This is a genomic window from Autumnicola lenta (assembly GCF_031846515.1).
GTDB classification, from domain to species: Bacteria; Bacteroidota; Bacteroidia; order Flavobacteriales; family Flavobacteriaceae; genus Autumnicola; species Autumnicola lenta.
On record NZ_JAVRHO010000008.1, the window covers coordinates 44,588 to 59,461 of the forward strand.

The 14,874-nt window shown below is 38.4% G+C and carries 19 protein-coding genes; 5 read left to right on the forward strand and 14 right to left on the reverse strand.

The window, feature by feature from the left end; all coding sequences use genetic code 11:
- Nucleotides 1–503 precede the first annotated feature (503 nt).
- From RM545_RS07155 to RM545_RS07215, 14 genes are all read right to left on the reverse strand, one after another.
- Nucleotides 504–1,115 carry a helix-turn-helix domain-containing protein gene (locus tag RM545_RS07155; protein WP_311494631.1) on the reverse strand — a complete coding sequence of 204 codons (612 nt, stop codon included), beginning with the start codon at nucleotides 1,113–1,115 and terminating at the stop codon, nucleotides 504–506.
- 52 nt (nucleotides 1,116–1,167) lie between these two features.
- Nucleotides 1,168–1,740: a DUF2911 domain-containing protein gene (locus RM545_RS07160; RefSeq protein ID WP_311494632.1), complete on the reverse strand. Its 573-nt coding sequence runs from the start codon at nucleotides 1,738–1,740 to the stop codon at nucleotides 1,168–1,170.
- 18 nt (nucleotides 1,741–1,758) lie between these two features.
- Nucleotides 1,759–2,532 (reverse strand): DUF6503 family protein, encoded by a 774-nt coding sequence (locus RM545_RS07165; protein WP_311494633.1) that lies wholly within the window; start codon nucleotides 2,530–2,532, stop codon nucleotides 1,759–1,761.
- Nucleotides 2,533–2,749: 217 nt separating this feature from the next.
- The gene (locus tag RM545_RS07170) at nucleotides 2,750–3,205 is read right to left on the reverse strand and encodes a heme-binding domain-containing protein (RefSeq protein ID WP_311494634.1); all 456 of its coding nucleotides are present in this window, start codon (nucleotides 3,203–3,205) and stop codon (nucleotides 2,750–2,752) included.
- 3 nt (nucleotides 3,206–3,208) lie between these two features.
- Nucleotides 3,209–3,829 (reverse strand): DUF3347 domain-containing protein, encoded by a 621-nt coding sequence (locus RM545_RS07175; protein ID WP_311494635.1) that lies wholly within the window; start codon nucleotides 3,827–3,829, stop codon nucleotides 3,209–3,211.
- A gap of 44 nt (nucleotides 3,830–3,873) precedes the next feature.
- Nucleotides 3,874–6,246, reverse strand: a complete 2,373-nt coding sequence (locus RM545_RS07180) for a multicopper oxidase domain-containing protein (RefSeq protein WP_311494636.1) — start codon at nucleotides 6,244–6,246, stop codon at nucleotides 3,874–3,876.
- Between the two features lie 160 nt (nucleotides 6,247–6,406).
- Nucleotides 6,407–6,820 (reverse strand): HYC_CC_PP family protein, encoded by a 414-nt coding sequence (locus RM545_RS07185; RefSeq protein ID WP_311494637.1) that lies wholly within the window; start codon nucleotides 6,818–6,820, stop codon nucleotides 6,407–6,409.
- A gap of 268 nt (nucleotides 6,821–7,088) precedes the next feature.
- Entirely contained in the window at nucleotides 7,089–7,574 is a 486-nt protein-coding gene (locus tag RM545_RS07190; RefSeq protein ID WP_311494638.1) for a heavy-metal-associated domain-containing protein, read from the reverse strand.
- A 33-nt stretch (nucleotides 7,575–7,607) separates the two neighbouring features.
- Nucleotides 7,608–8,447 (reverse strand): hypothetical protein, encoded by an 840-nt coding sequence (locus RM545_RS07195; RefSeq protein WP_311494639.1) that lies wholly within the window; start codon nucleotides 8,445–8,447, stop codon nucleotides 7,608–7,610.
- A gap of 11 nt (nucleotides 8,448–8,458) precedes the next feature.
- Entirely contained in the window at nucleotides 8,459–8,863 is a 405-nt protein-coding gene (locus tag RM545_RS07200; RefSeq protein WP_311494640.1) for a hypothetical protein, read from the reverse strand.
- Nucleotides 8,864–8,884: 21 nt separating this feature from the next.
- Nucleotides 8,885–9,262: a heavy-metal-associated domain-containing protein gene (locus RM545_RS07205; protein WP_311494641.1), complete on the reverse strand. Its 378-nt coding sequence runs from the start codon at nucleotides 9,260–9,262 to the stop codon at nucleotides 8,885–8,887.
- Nucleotides 9,263–9,572: 310 nt separating this feature from the next.
- Nucleotides 9,573–9,899: a four-helix bundle copper-binding protein gene (locus RM545_RS17700; protein ID WP_489752648.1), complete on the reverse strand. Its 327-nt coding sequence runs from the start codon at nucleotides 9,897–9,899 to the stop codon at nucleotides 9,573–9,575.
- An 82-nt stretch (nucleotides 9,900–9,981) separates the two neighbouring features.
- Nucleotides 9,982–10,251, reverse strand: a complete 270-nt coding sequence (locus RM545_RS07210) for a thioredoxin family protein (protein ID WP_311494642.1) — start codon at nucleotides 10,249–10,251, stop codon at nucleotides 9,982–9,984.
- A gap of 228 nt (nucleotides 10,252–10,479) precedes the next feature.
- A complete protein-coding gene (locus tag RM545_RS07215; RefSeq protein WP_311494643.1) occupies nucleotides 10,480–10,839 on the reverse strand; it encodes a metal-sensitive transcriptional regulator in 360 nt (119 codons plus the stop codon).
- Between the two features lie 206 nt (nucleotides 10,840–11,045).
- Here RM545_RS07215 and RM545_RS07220 point away from each other — a divergent pair, with 206 nt between their 5' ends.
- From RM545_RS07220 to RM545_RS07240, 5 genes are all read left to right on the forward strand, one after another.
- Nucleotides 11,046–11,534 carry an asparaginase domain-containing protein gene (locus RM545_RS07220; protein WP_311494644.1) on the forward strand — a complete coding sequence of 163 codons (489 nt, stop codon included), beginning with the start codon at nucleotides 11,046–11,048 and terminating at the stop codon, nucleotides 11,532–11,534.
- A 435-nt stretch (nucleotides 11,535–11,969) separates the two neighbouring features.
- Nucleotides 11,970–12,275 carry an asparaginase domain-containing protein gene (locus RM545_RS07225; protein WP_311494645.1) on the forward strand — a complete coding sequence of 102 codons (306 nt, stop codon included), beginning with the start codon at nucleotides 11,970–11,972 and terminating at the stop codon, nucleotides 12,273–12,275.
- Nucleotides 12,272–13,192 (forward strand): helix-turn-helix domain-containing protein, encoded by a 921-nt coding sequence (locus tag RM545_RS07230; protein WP_311494646.1) that lies wholly within the window; start codon nucleotides 12,272–12,274, stop codon nucleotides 13,190–13,192. The genes RM545_RS07225 and RM545_RS07230 overlap by 4 nt, the downstream gene beginning before the upstream one ends.
- A 243-nt stretch (nucleotides 13,193–13,435) precedes the next feature.
- The gene (locus RM545_RS07235) at nucleotides 13,436–14,272 is read left to right on the forward strand and encodes an RteC domain-containing protein (protein WP_311494647.1); all 837 of its coding nucleotides are present in this window, start codon (nucleotides 13,436–13,438) and stop codon (nucleotides 14,270–14,272) included.
- A gap of 318 nt (nucleotides 14,273–14,590) precedes the next feature.
- Complete coding sequence (locus RM545_RS07240; protein ID WP_311494648.1) at nucleotides 14,591–14,872, forward strand: helix-turn-helix domain-containing protein; 282 nt, start codon at nucleotides 14,591–14,593, stop codon at nucleotides 14,870–14,872.
- Nucleotides 14,873–14,874: the final 2 nt, after the last annotated feature.

Consider the following 14,874-nt stretch of genomic DNA (forward strand, 5'->3'; position numbering starts at 1 on the left):
TATTTCCTCAAGGTTCTTGTAAAGCAAGAATGGAGTCGCGGACTTCTACACAGTACAAAGCTTGTCCAGCCGGATATACCGCACCCTCTTCTTAATGTTTTCCTCTTTCAAACAGGCCTCAGCATAAATTTCATACGCTGCACAATCGTAAAACGTTTTGCTTATTCTTAATTCTTGGTATTTTTTCTTTAACTTTTTCTCAATTTACAATATCTCAAGCGCATTTTTTTTGAAGTTTATGGTAAAATCATTAGGTATTATGATTTTATGAATCTTTTAGTACAAGATCATTAGTGTGCTAATTACAAGAAGCTGCGGTTTAAAAGTATTTTCAGCTTAACAATGTAGAGGGTTCTCTAGTGCTTGTCAAAGATTCTTTCTAAGTAAGGACTGGGTAAAATTAACTCCTTCGCAGTGCTAGCCAGGAAGAGGGCCATAAAAATCACCATAAGAGAAACGATAGCTCGAAATTTATGAATCTACTCAGATGATTTGGTAGTCTCTCAGAGCCTATTCAGATCTATTTTACGTTTTTCCTCTTTATTTTTATAATCCGATGGGGTTACACCGGTAGCTTTTTTAAACTGAGTTGATAAGTAAGTAGCACTGCTATATCCCATTTCATGAGCAATCTCTAAAATAGTAAGCTCGTTATACTCCAATAACTCCTTTATTCTTTCTATTTTTATTTCACTATGAAACTTCTGAATATTTTTTCCCTCAATTTTGGTAAAGATATGAGTAAGGTGGCTATAATCGTAGTGTAAACGATTGGTCAATAGATCTGAAATCTTCTGTTCTCCAAAATCTTCCTCCTTGTAAACCCGCGCAATTATTATTGATTTTATCTGGTTCACCAGTCGCTCATTCTTTTCAAAAATAAGCTCAAATCCCACTTTACGCAACTCCTCCTGGAGCAACGGAAACTCAAGATCAGAGAGATCTCTTTCCAACTCTGCCTCTCCCAAAGACACTTTCTTAAAAGGAATTTTTAATGCAGTCAATATTTCTCTTACGCTCCTTTTGCATCGCTGGCAAACCACATTTTTAATCTGAATAACTTTATGATTTTCAATATTGTTCGAATTCCTGTCAATTAAAACTTCCTTTGTCATTGTTGCTGGTTTATTAGTTCTTTAGGTTGTATGCTTAGTCATTTATCCACCGTCAATCTGCACTGACTTGAAAAGGAATATTAATTTTCTTTCTTTCCCAAGTGAGAGAAATAACTCCTTCGTCACTGTCCTTCTTTTCAACCTCATAAATCAGCTCCTCCTGGACGTTCTCTAGGGTCTCAGCATTTACCTCCAATACAACTACATTCTCAACTTCATTAAATTCATCCTTCCCGTGCTGGTCCCATCGGGAATTGAACATGACCTGCCACTTTTCTTTTCCGGGGATTACAAAAAAACCATACTTTCCGGCGGGCAATGTTTCATCACCAATTACCAAATTTATATTGGTTTCTATCCAGGTGGCTTTGTGTGCCCCGGCTTGCCAAACTGTGTTGTAGCCCACCAGTCCGCCAAAAATTATCCTGTCACGCACGCGTGGTGAAGAATAATCTATATGAATATGAGCCCCATCAATTATGGCCATGGCACCAGTATGCGGACTTAGCACCTCTTTGTCTTGTGTTGCCACCTTTTCGGCCTGGTGGTTTTCATGTTGCGCCTGCATTCCAATTGTGGAAAATAATACGAGTAGCACGTAAAAAATGTATTTTGTGGTTTTCATGGAAAATTGTGTGTTTAATTAATTGTTTTTATTAATGCTTACGCTAATATTTTCAGTTTGGATATCAGAGAAAAATTCCAGTTTTCCTGCTTCATATAGGGAGTCCAAATCACGTAACGGGGTGGAAAGCTCGTCGGTTTTATAGTTTTGGTAATCTACAAACCTGATTCCTCCTACCACCCTGGGATTCACAGCTTTCCTGAACCTTATTCCCCCGTCATTGGTATAAAACCTATAAGCTAAATAATCTACCGTGAAATTTTCTTTATGTATCCAATACAAGAACTCATCCTCAAAATCGGTCCCTCCACCTTCCTCACGAAAGGTGACTTTAACTTCGTAATAGGCATCCCCTTCCACCTCATCTTCCCCCAACAGTTCTTTATTGGCCGCAGGTGAATTGAGCACATAAGGCACCTGGACAAAATAATGAACAGAATTGACTCCATCACTTATCCTGGTAACCATTGAATCTGGAACAGTGACAGCTTTACTGTTTACTAAACGTTTCAGACCCTCATTGTCCAGAACATCATGTGTGGTGTTACCTGTGGAATCCTTTACAATACGCTCCAACCGGAAGATGTCCCCATTACGTTTGCTCTTATACCTCCTATTTCTAAAAGTGAAATCGATTTCAGCATTTACATAGTTTTCTCCACCGGAGGCCTCTATACTTTTTTCTATAATTTTCTCACCTGCTGATTTCTTTTCGGAAGTGCCACAAGCCAGGGATATTACTGAAATCAGCAAAGCAATTAAGACTTTATTTTTGCAACACAAGTTTTTCATTTTAATTTCCCCCATTTTAAAGTAATTAAAGTGGATCCATATGAAGAGTTCGTTATAAAGTTGGGCTTTTCCTAATTTTAGCGCTGTTTTTCTTTTGACCAATAATCATAATTTTTATTTGTTGCTGAAAACATTTTATAAAAACCCTGCACCTGAAATATCAATTAACTAATTAAACAAACAGTCTTCAGGCACAGGGACGGGGGATTATTTTCTTTCATCTTACTTCCATGGCCAAAGAATCCATCCAGGCAGTGAATTCTTCCTTCTCCTTATCAGAAAGTTTCGCATCCCAATGCATTAGAGTATATGATTTCAAAGGCATTTCCCCATCTTCCACCTGGCTGCTTATAGAACGTAATTTGCTGCTTTTCCGTCGCGAGGAATACTCCCCGAATTCACTAAAATTCAATTCTGCCTTACCTTCCTCAATATGATCGTTCAAATACCAGGTAAACGGCTGGATCTTATTATACCATGGATAATTGGTATAATTGCTATGGCAGTCATAACAAGAGGTTTGCAGGATGGTATTGATGTTTTCGGGCACCTCGTAGATCTCCGTAAAATCTGATTTAGAAATATAATCACTCTGATTGCGGTTTGCGGGGATAAACTGTATCCCCACAAAGGCAACCAATAAAACCAAACCGATGATCTTTAGGAATTTCATTCGTTAAATTTCCTTCTGGACCTCTCCACAGCTAAGCATATTTTGTCCAAAGTAAGGGTTCCTTATTTCCTCACTGGTGCTTAGCCAAATCGCGCCTTTATTGTTGTTGTACATAGGGCAGAACTGCTGATAAAGCGTTTCGGGGGAACCGGTAATAGCCAGCATATCGACGAGGTCAATGCTCAAAATGTCAAAATGCTCCCTTTGGTGCGCCATATCGCTCACGGCAATATGTTCGGCATGTTCTCTGGCATCTTCAATAATTTCGGTCATTTCCTGCTGCTCTCCAGCTTCATAACCGCTCCTATCAAAATTTTCAAAAGCTGTTACGAGGCTTTCACCGGCTTTCGCAGCCCCTTCCGAATTATCGGCTACCAGGGCGTCTTTTAGTTCCAGATAATCATTAACAATAATTCCCGTCTGCGAATCCTGATTTTCACCGCCCGATATATCCTCGGAAGTTTGTGTTCCACCTTCCATCATTTCTGAACCTTCGCTCATATTTTCATGGTCCATTCCTGAATTGTCAACATTTCCTTCTTCATTGTTGTTTTTACAGGATACTGCTGTTAAGCTCGCGATTACTAACATTGCAATTCCTAAGTTAACTTTTAGATTTTTCATTTTTGAATTGTTTTAAACTGATATTAATTGATATTGGTACTTCCCTAAAATCTTATGCTCAGTCCGCCCCCCGCTCCAAACCGGTTGTCATAACTTCCCATTAAAGAAAAATTCCTGGAAAGGAAATATTCGGCACCCAAATTGTAAACTTGTTCTTTTTCAAAGTCAGCGCTTTCGGGCAGCGCATTTACCCAGCCAAAATCGGCCTGGAATTCATATTCCCCGAATATGACTAATCTTGGAAATAACAGAATTTCCCGGCTTAAACTTATTTGTGGTCTTAGCTTATGATCCAACCGTACATCCAGGTTAAACATATATGGCGTAAAATAGCGTACCCCGGCAACGGCAGTAGTGCTTAGTTCATCAAGGTTACCTTCCATTTCATTTTCCACGTTCACCCCACCAAATACCCGAAACCAATCGTTCAGATAATATTCATAAGAAAACTCAGCTTCTAAATTTTCGTTCCAGCCGTATTCAGCACTTAAGTTGAACTGGTTCCTGATATTGCTGGAAACTACATTTACTTCGGTCATGTGAGAGGCTACATCTGCTAAGCCCCAGGTAAAAAAATGATTTCCTTCCTGAAAGAGAATCTCTCTGGGGTGTTCTTTCATTAGTGGGTTGCGCTCAGTCTGGTAGGTTACTGCCCTGGCCATGCCCCCAACCATGTGATACAGCACATGGCAGTGTAAAAACCAATCACTATCCTCATTGGCCTCAAATTCAATGATGGTCTTTTGCATAGGTGCAACATTCACCGTGTGCTTGAGCGGAGAATAGGCTCCATGTCTATTAAGAACGCGGAAGAAGTGACCGTGGAAGTGCATGGGGTGATGCATCATGGTGAGGTTGTTGAATACTATTCGCACCTTTTCACCTTTTTCAATTTTAATCATATCGGCTTCGGCCAGAGGTACTCCATTCATACTCCAGATGTAGCGCCACATATTGCCGGTAAGGTTCAGCAAAATCTCTCTTTCGGATTTTGTCTCATCAATGGTAGTAGGAACAGGAGCCTGTAGAAAATCATAATTGTAATCTGCAAACATTCCCATTTTTGACACATCAGATTTCCCCGTCTGCTGTCTTTTCTCTGAAGTTTTGGGGTTCTCTAAAGAGGAACGCTCTGCCTGAAGGCTGTCAGTCCTCGGTTCATGTGCGTCGTGGTTCATCTCGGGCATTCTTTGCCTGCCCATATCCTCCATTTCTTTATTGTGGTCCATACCCATATCCCCTTCCATTTTTTCACCATGTTTCATGTCCATTCCCCATTCTTTCATAAACTCGTAGGGCTCTACTTTACCTGGATTGAATTTCATGGCGGGAGCTCCCATGCGCATGTCCATTTTTGCCATCTGCATCATCATACCTATTTTATCGGGCCTTGGTAGTACCTCTGCCGGTAGTATATCTCCATTTCCGAAATAGGCATGTGTCGCCCCTGAACCATCCTGAGCCACGGCCCGCATTTCAATCTGTCTGTTTTCTGGAATGGTAATGATTACGTCGTAGGTTTCTGCGATGGAAATAAATAGTTTTTCTTTGTTCACCGGGACCACATCTAGGCCATCGGCCGAAACTAAAAGAGGCGGATTGCCCCCGAAGGTGAGCCAAAATTGTGTAGATGCGGCTGCATTTATAATGCGAAGCCTTACCTTATCCCCGGCTTCATACTTGGAATAATGTTGTACCGTATCCCCGTTAGTCAAAAAGGCAGGATAATATATGTCCGCAATATCTGCACCTTCCATACGCTGACGCCAGAAATCCAACTGGGCACCCAAAGCGCCTCTGGCAATTACACGGTTCAAAGGAGTCGCAGTTCCTTTTTTAATGCTGTACCATTCGTTGCCGCGCTTGAGGTTTCGCAGGACATTCCTCGGTTTCTCAAAAGTCCAGTCCGATAGCACCAGTACCTCATCATGGTCATAATCATAAGCGGCCGATGGTTCTTTTGGTTCTATGACGATTGAACCGTATACGCCACTTTGTTCCTGCAGCATGGTGTGGGAGTGATACCAGTAAGTACCGGCCTGAATGAGGGGAAATTCATACTTCTGTACCTCGCCTGGCTCTATGGGCGGTGTAGTGAGATAAGGCACTCCGTCATAAAAATTGGGTAGCAGGAGGCCGTGCCAGTGAATTGAAGTTTCCTCCTCCATTTCATTTTTAACATATATAACAGCATAATCCCCCTCTGTAAATTTTAAAGTTGGACCGGGAATGCTGCCGTTAACCGTCATGCCCATGCTTTCCTCTCCTGCAATATGAACCCTTTCTTCATCTATGGTTAAATGGTACTCCCGTACAGGTAAATTGTCCACATTCCCCTCTAATGATGGAGGTTGTTGGGCATACGCAAGATTTACAGTTACAACTATCAGCAATACCGCAAAAAGATGTTTTTTCATTTCTTTTTAATTTAACTAATTAATACCAGTTGAAGATGAATTCAGTTCTAGCGACTAAGTTCACCTATAAAGTATAATCTGAATGAATATTTTTATTCACTCCTATAACAGATATACCTTACCAGCAATAAATAACTGGTACTGACAAAAAAGATTAAAATCAAATAAGAAAAACCTGATCCCGAAGATAAATACTATGGATCAGCAAAGGGGGAGAATAGAATGTATAAGCTGGCACCTGCCGAGGCCTGTATTTGAATAGAGAGACATAGGAATACGCAAAAGCACCTAAAAACACCTGCTGTTCAAGATCCAGAGATAAAAATGAATTTTTCAACTCGTCCTGACCTTCAACCAGAACTTTTTCGTTACTACAACAATGATCCTTCTCTATGGAACTGCCCTTTTCGGAGTGATCATGAATTCCCATTGCACAACTTTTAGCTTCAGAAAAGACAGCCAGATCCATTAAAAGCCCCCCACAGAAATGTTTGTCTACAGTAAAGGACAAAGTAGACAACAACACTATAAGTGCCATTAAAACAGAGACAATATTACGTATTGTACTTTTCATCGTCAATGGAGAAAACATTCCCATAATAGAAATGATCTCCTGATTTTCTCGCTTAAAAAGCGAAATTAACTATAAAATAGCAGTTAGAGTTGTACTATTATGGAAAAATGTTGTACTATTTGGATAACCAAAAGGAGCATTTTTGATTCCATTACACTAGAATTTTTTGAGCGGGATCTCGGCGACACTCTATACACCAAAAACTACGAGAATCCTTCACCCTTGTAAGGACTCTATTGATGCTTTTTATCGTACATCATAAATAAATTTAAAGTACTTCCGTAATCTTTATTTTCCATTTATTGGTAACTTGACCATCTTCCTCATCCTGAACAATTCCCCGCACTTTCACCTTTCCGGGCTGAAGGGAATTTACAAGACTCTGCTCTGTATTTGAAGTGAAATAATATTCCTCATTGTTCACTCTAATTTTTAAGGTATTATCTTCTTTTACGAGTTGTCCTTCCAAAACTACTTCGGCATTTTTGGCTGAAAACCCGTTCTCTTTCACTTCTTCCTGAATTTGTTTTAGGCTTAAGCTATTGTTTGTTGTCAGATCTAAATAAGCTTTGCCATCATTTAGGCTTACCCGTACCTTTTCTATGCCTTCCATTTCATTGAGTCCGCGTTCAAGGCCATAGGCACAAGGTGCGCAATCCATTCCAAAAACTTCCTGATCTACCTTGGTGATTTGGGCATTGGAACTTAAAGTTCCAAATACTGCTAATACTATAATTAATACTATCTTTTTCATCTCTTTTAATTTAAAATTCTTCTTTAATATCTGTTATAACCAATAACTTATATTCAATGATACCCTGTACCTTTCACGAGGCATATTGGGTTTTAGATCCTGAACCACCGGGAACAATGCCCCGAATGAAATTCCCCAGGGACCAAAAAGTCCTAAAATGGAAGGACCAACCAATACATTTTCACTCCGTTCCTCCGTAGAAAAAAATTGTCCATCAATTTTACTATCTCCCGGAAATTCCGCCAGTGATTCTATAAATATCCGCCAGTCGGGTTTAGGGTAATCCCCCATAAAAATATCGGGACGGTAGCCTATCACCAAACTTACATAGGGCAAATCGCCTAATTGTTCGTTGTCCTTTTCTAAATAATATTGGTAACCGCCACCTATCCACGCGTACCAAACCCTTGAGGCATAGCCAGTGGAAATAGCCCCATGAATGGAGTTCCCCACATTCACCTGTCCACGAACATCCTCAGTAGGGGCGGATACACCTAAAATCGCTGTCGACTCAAATCTTTTCCCTACACCGAAAGCATTTGAAAAAAAACGATACCACAGGGAAGCCTCTATGTCTCCATTGGCGGGCATAATACTATTCCCTCGGGTTCGTGGAGCATTTTCTAAACCCTCAATCATAGTTGGAGTGGTAAGAGTAACCTGTAAATCTTCTGTAATGCCATAGAACAAGGTATACCGAAGCATATAAGAGGTCTCGTCTTCGGTCGCTATGCTCATCCCGGCAGCGTTCAGATTCACACCGCCTTTTGCCAGGGTGGGAGTTTGTAATCCAAAAATGGGGCCATGTCCCTGGGCTCCTACTTTATACAGCGTCGATAATCCTATAAATAGAATCAAAAAATAATTTTTCACGTTTTGTAGATTTAAACTCCTAAAAATTTTTGAATGGGTAATAGTAAATAAGCAGAAAACAATCCAAGGACATAAAGGCCAAAGGAAACCCAAAGAATGACTTTGCTCCATCTTGCTGCTGTATCGCAGGGGGTTTCATTTCCATTTCCATCAATCTCGCACGTTTGCTTTCTTTTTCTTCCGTAGAACAGCCAGAAATTAAAGCCTATCATAGTCCCGGCAATCAAGAAGGTCCAGTCTTTATATTTGCTCATGGTAATAAGCCAGGGCAGGTCAGAAGCTAATCCTGCCACCACCGCTCCCATTCCCAGGGCAACCAAGAGCGAAGGCAGGGTACAACACAGCAAGGTGGAAATCGAGGTGAAAAGGCTTCCTATGCTTACGAAGTCTTCTTTTATTTTTGTGAGGATTTGCATATTATTTTTATTTGAGTGGAATTAATCCTGTGGTATATCTCCCTTTTCGGTGACAACTTCTACCTCAAACCCCCTGCCTGTGATCAAGCTAACAATTTCTTCCTCAGAAATCAGAATGGGATCATATTCAATTACAGCTGAACTTTGGTCAAAACTCGTTTTACTTTTAATTATTCCTTGCTGTTCCTTCAGCATCGCATCTATTCCATTGGCGCAGCCGGACTCGCAGTGCATGCCCTTTATTTTTAAATGTAGTACACTACTCATCATCTTTTTATCTTCTAATTCAGTTTCATTTTGCTGTATCTCGGACTTTTGTGCATTCGCTGTGCTGTAGGAAAATAAAATTGCAGCACCAGTCAGCATCACAGCGACTACTTTTTTTATTAATTGTTTCATATATTTTTAGTGTTTTAGAGGATATATGGACATCCATACAATCTTTCTTCTGTGTGAGAAATTCTTTTCGCATGGATGTTTCATCATTTTAATTATTCAATTAATTGGCAAGTTACGAGGAACTATGGGGTGGTCTCCAAGTCAGTTTTGAATTTTTATAAAATCTATTCAGAAGTAGTCACTCATTCTACATTTCTTGATAATTCACGGATGAATCCTAAAATGGTTAGATAGAGGTAAAATAAAAAGAAGGGCAATAACATAAAAGATACTGCCCCATTTCAAACAATGTTTTTAATTCAAATGAATCTTAAGCTGCCATTTTTTCACAGCTTTTCACACATTGTCTGCACTTCTCTGCACATTGTTGGCATATTTCGCTATCAAATTTGGCACATTCATCGGCACAGGCTTTACAAAGATCGGCGCAAATGGCGCAAACACGACTTGAATAATCGGACTGGCTGGCTAGTAGTTGCACACAGGCCGTACATAAAACAATACAGTCCAAACAAAACTGATGGCACTTTTTCATATCCGGTTCCCCCAGGTGCTGGTCCAGGCAAATTCGCGATGCGGTAATACAATCGTTACAATCATCAATGCATTTCTGTAATTTTGAATTTAATGGTTTCATAATTATGTTGGTTTTAAATGATTTCCCTGCTTGCACGGAAGCCGGAAAAATTGGTTTAAAAATAAGCCGTGCCTTCTATTAATTAAGCTTTTCCTATCCCGGCTTCAATTAGTTTTTCTTTTGTGATGGCATTGCCTTTGCAGCAATCCAGTAATTTTCCATCTACTGCAATTGCCGGTAATTTCTTGATCCCATATTCACTTATTTTGGACACACAGGATTTATCGTCACACTGTTTCACCAAATCATAAGTGGTGAGCTCGCAATTATTACAAACGAGGGCTTTAACCATTTCAACAGCCGGATCACATACAGGGCAGTTGGCGGTAAATATTTCTACTTTACGTTTCATCTTATTAAATTTTATTATTAAACAATTTTTATATTCTTTTAATAGAACAATTCAAAGGTAGGGGAGACCCCAGGGTGGTCTCCTAATAATTAAAGAAGAAAAATTTAAGTTTTGGGAAGGGGAATAATGAAATATGCTTCTAGCTTTCTGCTTGTTATATTCTTACAAATCGCACTAGTGCCAAGAAAACTATATTAATGTTGAAAAGACATGGTATTGAGATATACTCTATATCTCTCGATCAGTGATTCGCTTACGGAGCTCGGCTATTTCACTCATTTTGGAAGTAAGGGTATCCAATTCCAAATCGGGGAATTGCTTTCGTATAAATTCGATGCGATCTTCATTTCCACAATCTCCGGGGCAGGCATCTACAGTTTCAGAAATTTTTATGGCCAAGGCTTTCCGGTAGGTTTCATCCAACAATAAAAAATGAGCTTTATCCAGACCCTTCTGTGCCGCTTTAAATTGAATAAGAATCTTATCGGGGTTGGCATCTTCATCAAGCATTTTTATGAGACCATGTATCTGTCCATTAATGCTCTGTAGCCTGGTTTTGATATCTTTACTTAAGTCTCGTGGTATCATTTTGTTTTATTTTTTCAAATTTAAAACATGCCCTGGGGTGGTCCACAAATTTTAAGAGATAATTTAACAGCAAGATGGATCTATTTTTCAACTTTTAGATGTTTGCTGCAGGTAAATAAGTCACTCATAGTAAAAAAACCTTACAGAGTATTTTTTTAGGAGTAAGTCCTTTATCTTTAGTATTTAAATTCTCAAATCTTCCAATTGTGATACAAATATTTTCAACCGGCGGTACCATCCAAGGACTGGATTATGATCAAAAACAAATTGATAGGAAAATTTCATTGAGAAATTTTCTGGAATCGGCGAATGTGTCAATTTCTTTTTCCATAGAAGAAGTTTTCCAAAAAGATAGCAGATCTATCACATTTGAAGACCGGGAGTATTTGGCAAAAAAAATCCAGACCTCCAAAGCTTCAAAAATTTTAGTATCTCACGGTACTTTCACTATGGAAGAAACTGCAAAACATATAGCAGACCAAAAAATAAACAAAACGATAGTTCTCACCGGTTCTTTTATTCCGGGATCCTTTCAAAATACAGATGCTCCATTCAATTTAGGTTATGCAATATGTGCCTTACAATTTTTAGAGCCAAATGTCTATGTGGCTATGAACGGAAGGATTTTTCATTGGAGCAATGTGACTAAAAATTTGAAGACAAATAAGTTCGAGTCTAAAGATGAAACACAATGATGTTTGGCACTTCAATCCATTGGGGACGACCTTTTTTTATTTATTGATTGACACCATTATTGAATTACTTGCTGTCATTCAAAATCCAAAGCTGAAATCCATATATATTGCTTTCAGTCTGCTATAGTAAAGGTTTAGCTTTTAGTGAAAATCCAATGCTTATCTTGTCAATTCATTATTGCCGAATAACTACTACTAAATAATAGTTAAGATGTTTTCCATAATAATAGAAGGTAACTGACTTGATAATGCTTAATTTCAAGATTAGATAATCAGGTGGAAAAGATAGAAGGCCTGGATAACGAATTAAAAAAAAGAAGCAACAGCTTTTATTAAAGAGTGCCCTAGAATCAGTAAATGCGTCTTTTTACCTATATCATCGAAGACACTTTAAAAAAAAGACAGCAGATCTATCACATTTGAAGACCGGAGTATTTGGTAGAAAAAATCCAAACCTCAAAAGCTTCAAAAATTTTTATATTTCACGGTACTTTCACTATGAAAGAAGCTGCAGAACATAAAGCAGACCGTAAAATAAATAAAATGATAGTTCTCACCGGTTCCTTTATTCTGGGATCCTCTCGAAATACAGATGCTCCATTCAATTTAGGCTATGTAATAGATGCCTTACAATTTTTAAAGCCAGACGTTTATGTGGCTATGAACAACAGGATTTTTCATTGGAGCAACGCGACTAATTTGAAGACAAATAAGTTCGAACGAAAAGATGAGAAACAATGATGTTTGGCACTTCAATCCATTGGACGACCTTTTTTTACCTATTGATTGACACGATTATTGTACTTATTGCTGTCATTCAAAATGCAAAGCTAAAACGCCTGAGCCTAAGAAGGTATATAACTCTCGGGTTGCTGTATATTGCTTACAACTTAACCGGGGGATTCCTGCCAACAGAAAGTTTTCCTGATCCAATAATTGTTCAATACATCATTACTTATGGCGTAGCAATAGCGCTATGTGTATACATAATTTATTATTTGTATAAGGACTATGATATTGAATTTTTAAAGTTCGGTTCCACTATTCCCAATATTGCTATACTGGTAGGTTGTAGTTTTATTCTGTTATTCTTAATTCCCTACTTCCTTACAAATTCTTTGGATTCAGCAAGGCTTCTTTTCACGATCCCGGTTTCAATTATAGCATTTATTTTTCTCGGCTTATTTTACAGAAGGATTTCAAACATCGACAATCCATATTCATTTGTTTCTAAAAAAAATAGATTAGCCATCACAAGTATCTCTTGCATAGCCCTTTTGCCCATACTAACAGTTATAGGTGATTATCAATGGTTAACCTTCACTGTAATGAACCTGGCTTTCTATGCAATAACAGTTATTGAGGTAAATAGATACCTTCGTTTTCTGAAGAATAAGCCTGAAGCCTTCGAAGTCTTTGCTTTTCAAAAAGTAGAAGGAAATGAAGCCCTGAAAAACAAAATAATTTATGGAGATCTCACAAGAAGGGAAATTGAAATTGCATTATCCATTTTACGAGGATTATCCTATAAAGAAATTGCCAGAGATTTTTTCATAGCAGAAAATACGGTTTCTAAACATGCCTCAAATATTTTTAAAAAAACTGCGGTCAAGAATAGAGGTCAATTTATATCCCGCTTCGAGCCAAAGAATAAATAGCTTCGGTATTTTGTTGGGCTTTTAGTTCTTGTTCCGTAGGAAAATACGGGCTTTTCCGTAATAAAATACGGCATCGATTACCAATAATAAAGGTATTTGTAATTATCTTCAAGGAGGTTCTTTAGCTGTCATGAAAGTATCTCCCAGTTTCCTTTTGATCATTCGTAGTCGACAGATTCGAATTGACTATCTAACCTAATCCTTGAAGAAGTTTATGATGCTTTACAGTAAAATTTGTTACAGATGGATACAGAATTGCTCTCATACAAGCTATTGGAAGAACTGGAGGAAATCAAACTTCACAGTAAGAATATCCTTGAGCAATCCTATCGCTCTATTGAAGTATGTCGTAACCTACTCATTACACTCAAAAGAGAAGTCATAGCTAGGGGCTTTGACTCAATTAAAGCCGAAATTGAATTCTTTAAAACTATAAAACAGGCTCCCCTTGTTCATCTAATTTATTTCTCAGAAGTCCATTCCTTTGAAATCCAGTTCCCAAAGGCGGATAAAAACTCTCAGCTTAAGTTCATAAAAAAGAAAATTGGTAAGCTAAACCGTTTCTTTCTGTACAATTTAGATTTTGGGCAGTATGTCAATTCCGGGGCCACCCATTTCGACAAAGAATATTACACTCGGGATTACCTGGATAGCTTTCATATAACCACTTCAAAATTCTATTTTCAGGACCCTGACTTTTGCACGCCGCGGGATATGCTTTTAGGTAAATTCAAAGCCTACAATACATTGGTTATTTATCTGGATGAACGAATGTCCAATGTTGAAAATAATCTTAATGGAAAAGAGGTAAAGCTCCATGCCACCGAAAAAATACATTGGCCATTTACGAATTCGGATTGGGTGGAATTGGTTTATGCCCTATGGTATAATGGACTTCGGAATCAGAATGGCCTTAGCATTATGAAGGTTTCACAAAAGCTCCAGGAAATTTTTGATTATACACCACGGGATATCTACAAAACCAACCAGGACATCAAAGGCAGAAAAAATAGCAGGACATTATTCCTCGATCAATTAGCGACCTCACTGCTTTCCGAAATGGATAAGAGCGAAGAATAAAAATTTCGATTTTTAGATCTTCCAAAACTGTTTAAAAAAAGACCGTACTACGGTTGACCTACCGAAAACGTGTTTTATCCAAATCACAATTCAATTTGATTCTATTTGAGCATACAAAAACAACAGAACAGAACTTAAATCTGCCCAGAACCAACCAAATTTAAAGATGTTAAATTTTGACCGTACTACGGTCGTACTGGGGAACAAAATTCAGTAATCCCTCCCAATTTTGTAGAACGAAAGTCAAATTCAGTCAGGGGCTATCAATTTAAAAAGTTTAACCCTTTGATAGTCCCTTTCTTTAAAAACCGTTCTATTATGCCAACAAGTATTATTACCACCGACGATCTTCGGGAATTCAAAATGGAATTGCTCGAGGAGATTAGAAATCTCATCACCAAACAATCATCAGGAACTTTGAAAAAATATCTGAAATCTTCAGATGTGATGGATCTGCTCCAGGTAAGTCCGGGAACTCTTCAGAACTTAAGAATTAACGGCACCCTACCCTATACCAAAATTGGAGGAATTATTTACTATGATGCAGAGGAAATCCAAAACGTGATGACCGCCAATCGGGTAAATCACAAATTCGACTAACT

Excerpts from the sequence above, each read along its gene's own strand:
- RM545_RS07235 (WP_311494647.1), top strand. The coding sequence starts at position 13,436 with ATGGATACAGAATTGCTCTCATACAAGCTATTGGAAGAACTGGAGGAA.
- RM545_RS17700 (WP_489752648.1), bottom strand. The coding sequence starts at position 9,899 with ATGAAACCATTAAATTCAAAATTACAGAAATGCATTGATGATTGTAAC.
- RM545_RS07205 (WP_311494641.1), bottom strand. The coding sequence starts at position 9,262 with ATGAAACAATTAATAAAAAAAGTAGTCGCTGTGATGCTGACTGGTGCT.
- RM545_RS07175 (WP_311494635.1), bottom strand. The coding sequence starts at position 3,829 with ATGAAAAATCTAAAAGTTAACTTAGGAATTGCAATGTTAGTAATCGCG.
- RM545_RS07180 (WP_311494636.1), bottom strand. The coding sequence starts at position 6,246 with ATGAAAAAACATCTTTTTGCGGTATTGCTGATAGTTGTAACTGTAAAT.
- RM545_RS07215 (WP_311494643.1), bottom strand. The coding sequence starts at position 10,839 with ATGATACCACGAGACTTAAGTAAAGATATCAAAACCAGGCTACAGAGC.
- RM545_RS07200 (WP_311494640.1), bottom strand. The coding sequence starts at position 8,863 with ATGCAAATCCTCACAAAAATAAAAGAAGACTTCGTAAGCATAGGAAGC.
- RM545_RS07185 (WP_311494637.1), bottom strand. The coding sequence starts at position 6,820 with ATGAAAAGTACAATACGTAATATTGTCTCTGTTTTAATGGCACTTATA.
- RM545_RS07165 (WP_311494633.1), bottom strand. The coding sequence starts at position 2,532 with ATGAAAAACTTGTGTTGCAAAAATAAAGTCTTAATTGCTTTGCTGATT.
- RM545_RS07170 (WP_311494634.1), bottom strand. The coding sequence starts at position 3,205 with ATGAAATTCCTAAAGATCATCGGTTTGGTTTTATTGGTTGCCTTTGTG.
- RM545_RS07210 (WP_311494642.1), bottom strand. The coding sequence starts at position 10,251 with ATGAAACGTAAAGTAGAAATATTTACCGCCAACTGCCCTGTATGTGAT.
- RM545_RS07240 (WP_311494648.1), top strand. The coding sequence starts at position 14,591 with ATGCCAACAAGTATTATTACCACCGACGATCTTCGGGAATTCAAAATG.
- RM545_RS07155 (WP_311494631.1), bottom strand. The coding sequence starts at position 1,115 with ATGACAAAGGAAGTTTTAATTGACAGGAATTCGAACAATATTGAAAAT.
- RM545_RS07190 (WP_311494638.1), bottom strand. The coding sequence starts at position 7,574 with ATGAAAAAGATAGTATTAATTATAGTATTAGCAGTATTTGGAACTTTA.
- RM545_RS07160 (WP_311494632.1), bottom strand. The coding sequence starts at position 1,740 with ATGAAAACCACAAAATACATTTTTTACGTGCTACTCGTATTATTTTCC.
- RM545_RS07230 (WP_311494646.1), top strand. The coding sequence starts at position 12,272 with ATGATGTTTGGCACTTCAATCCATTGGACGACCTTTTTTTACCTATTG.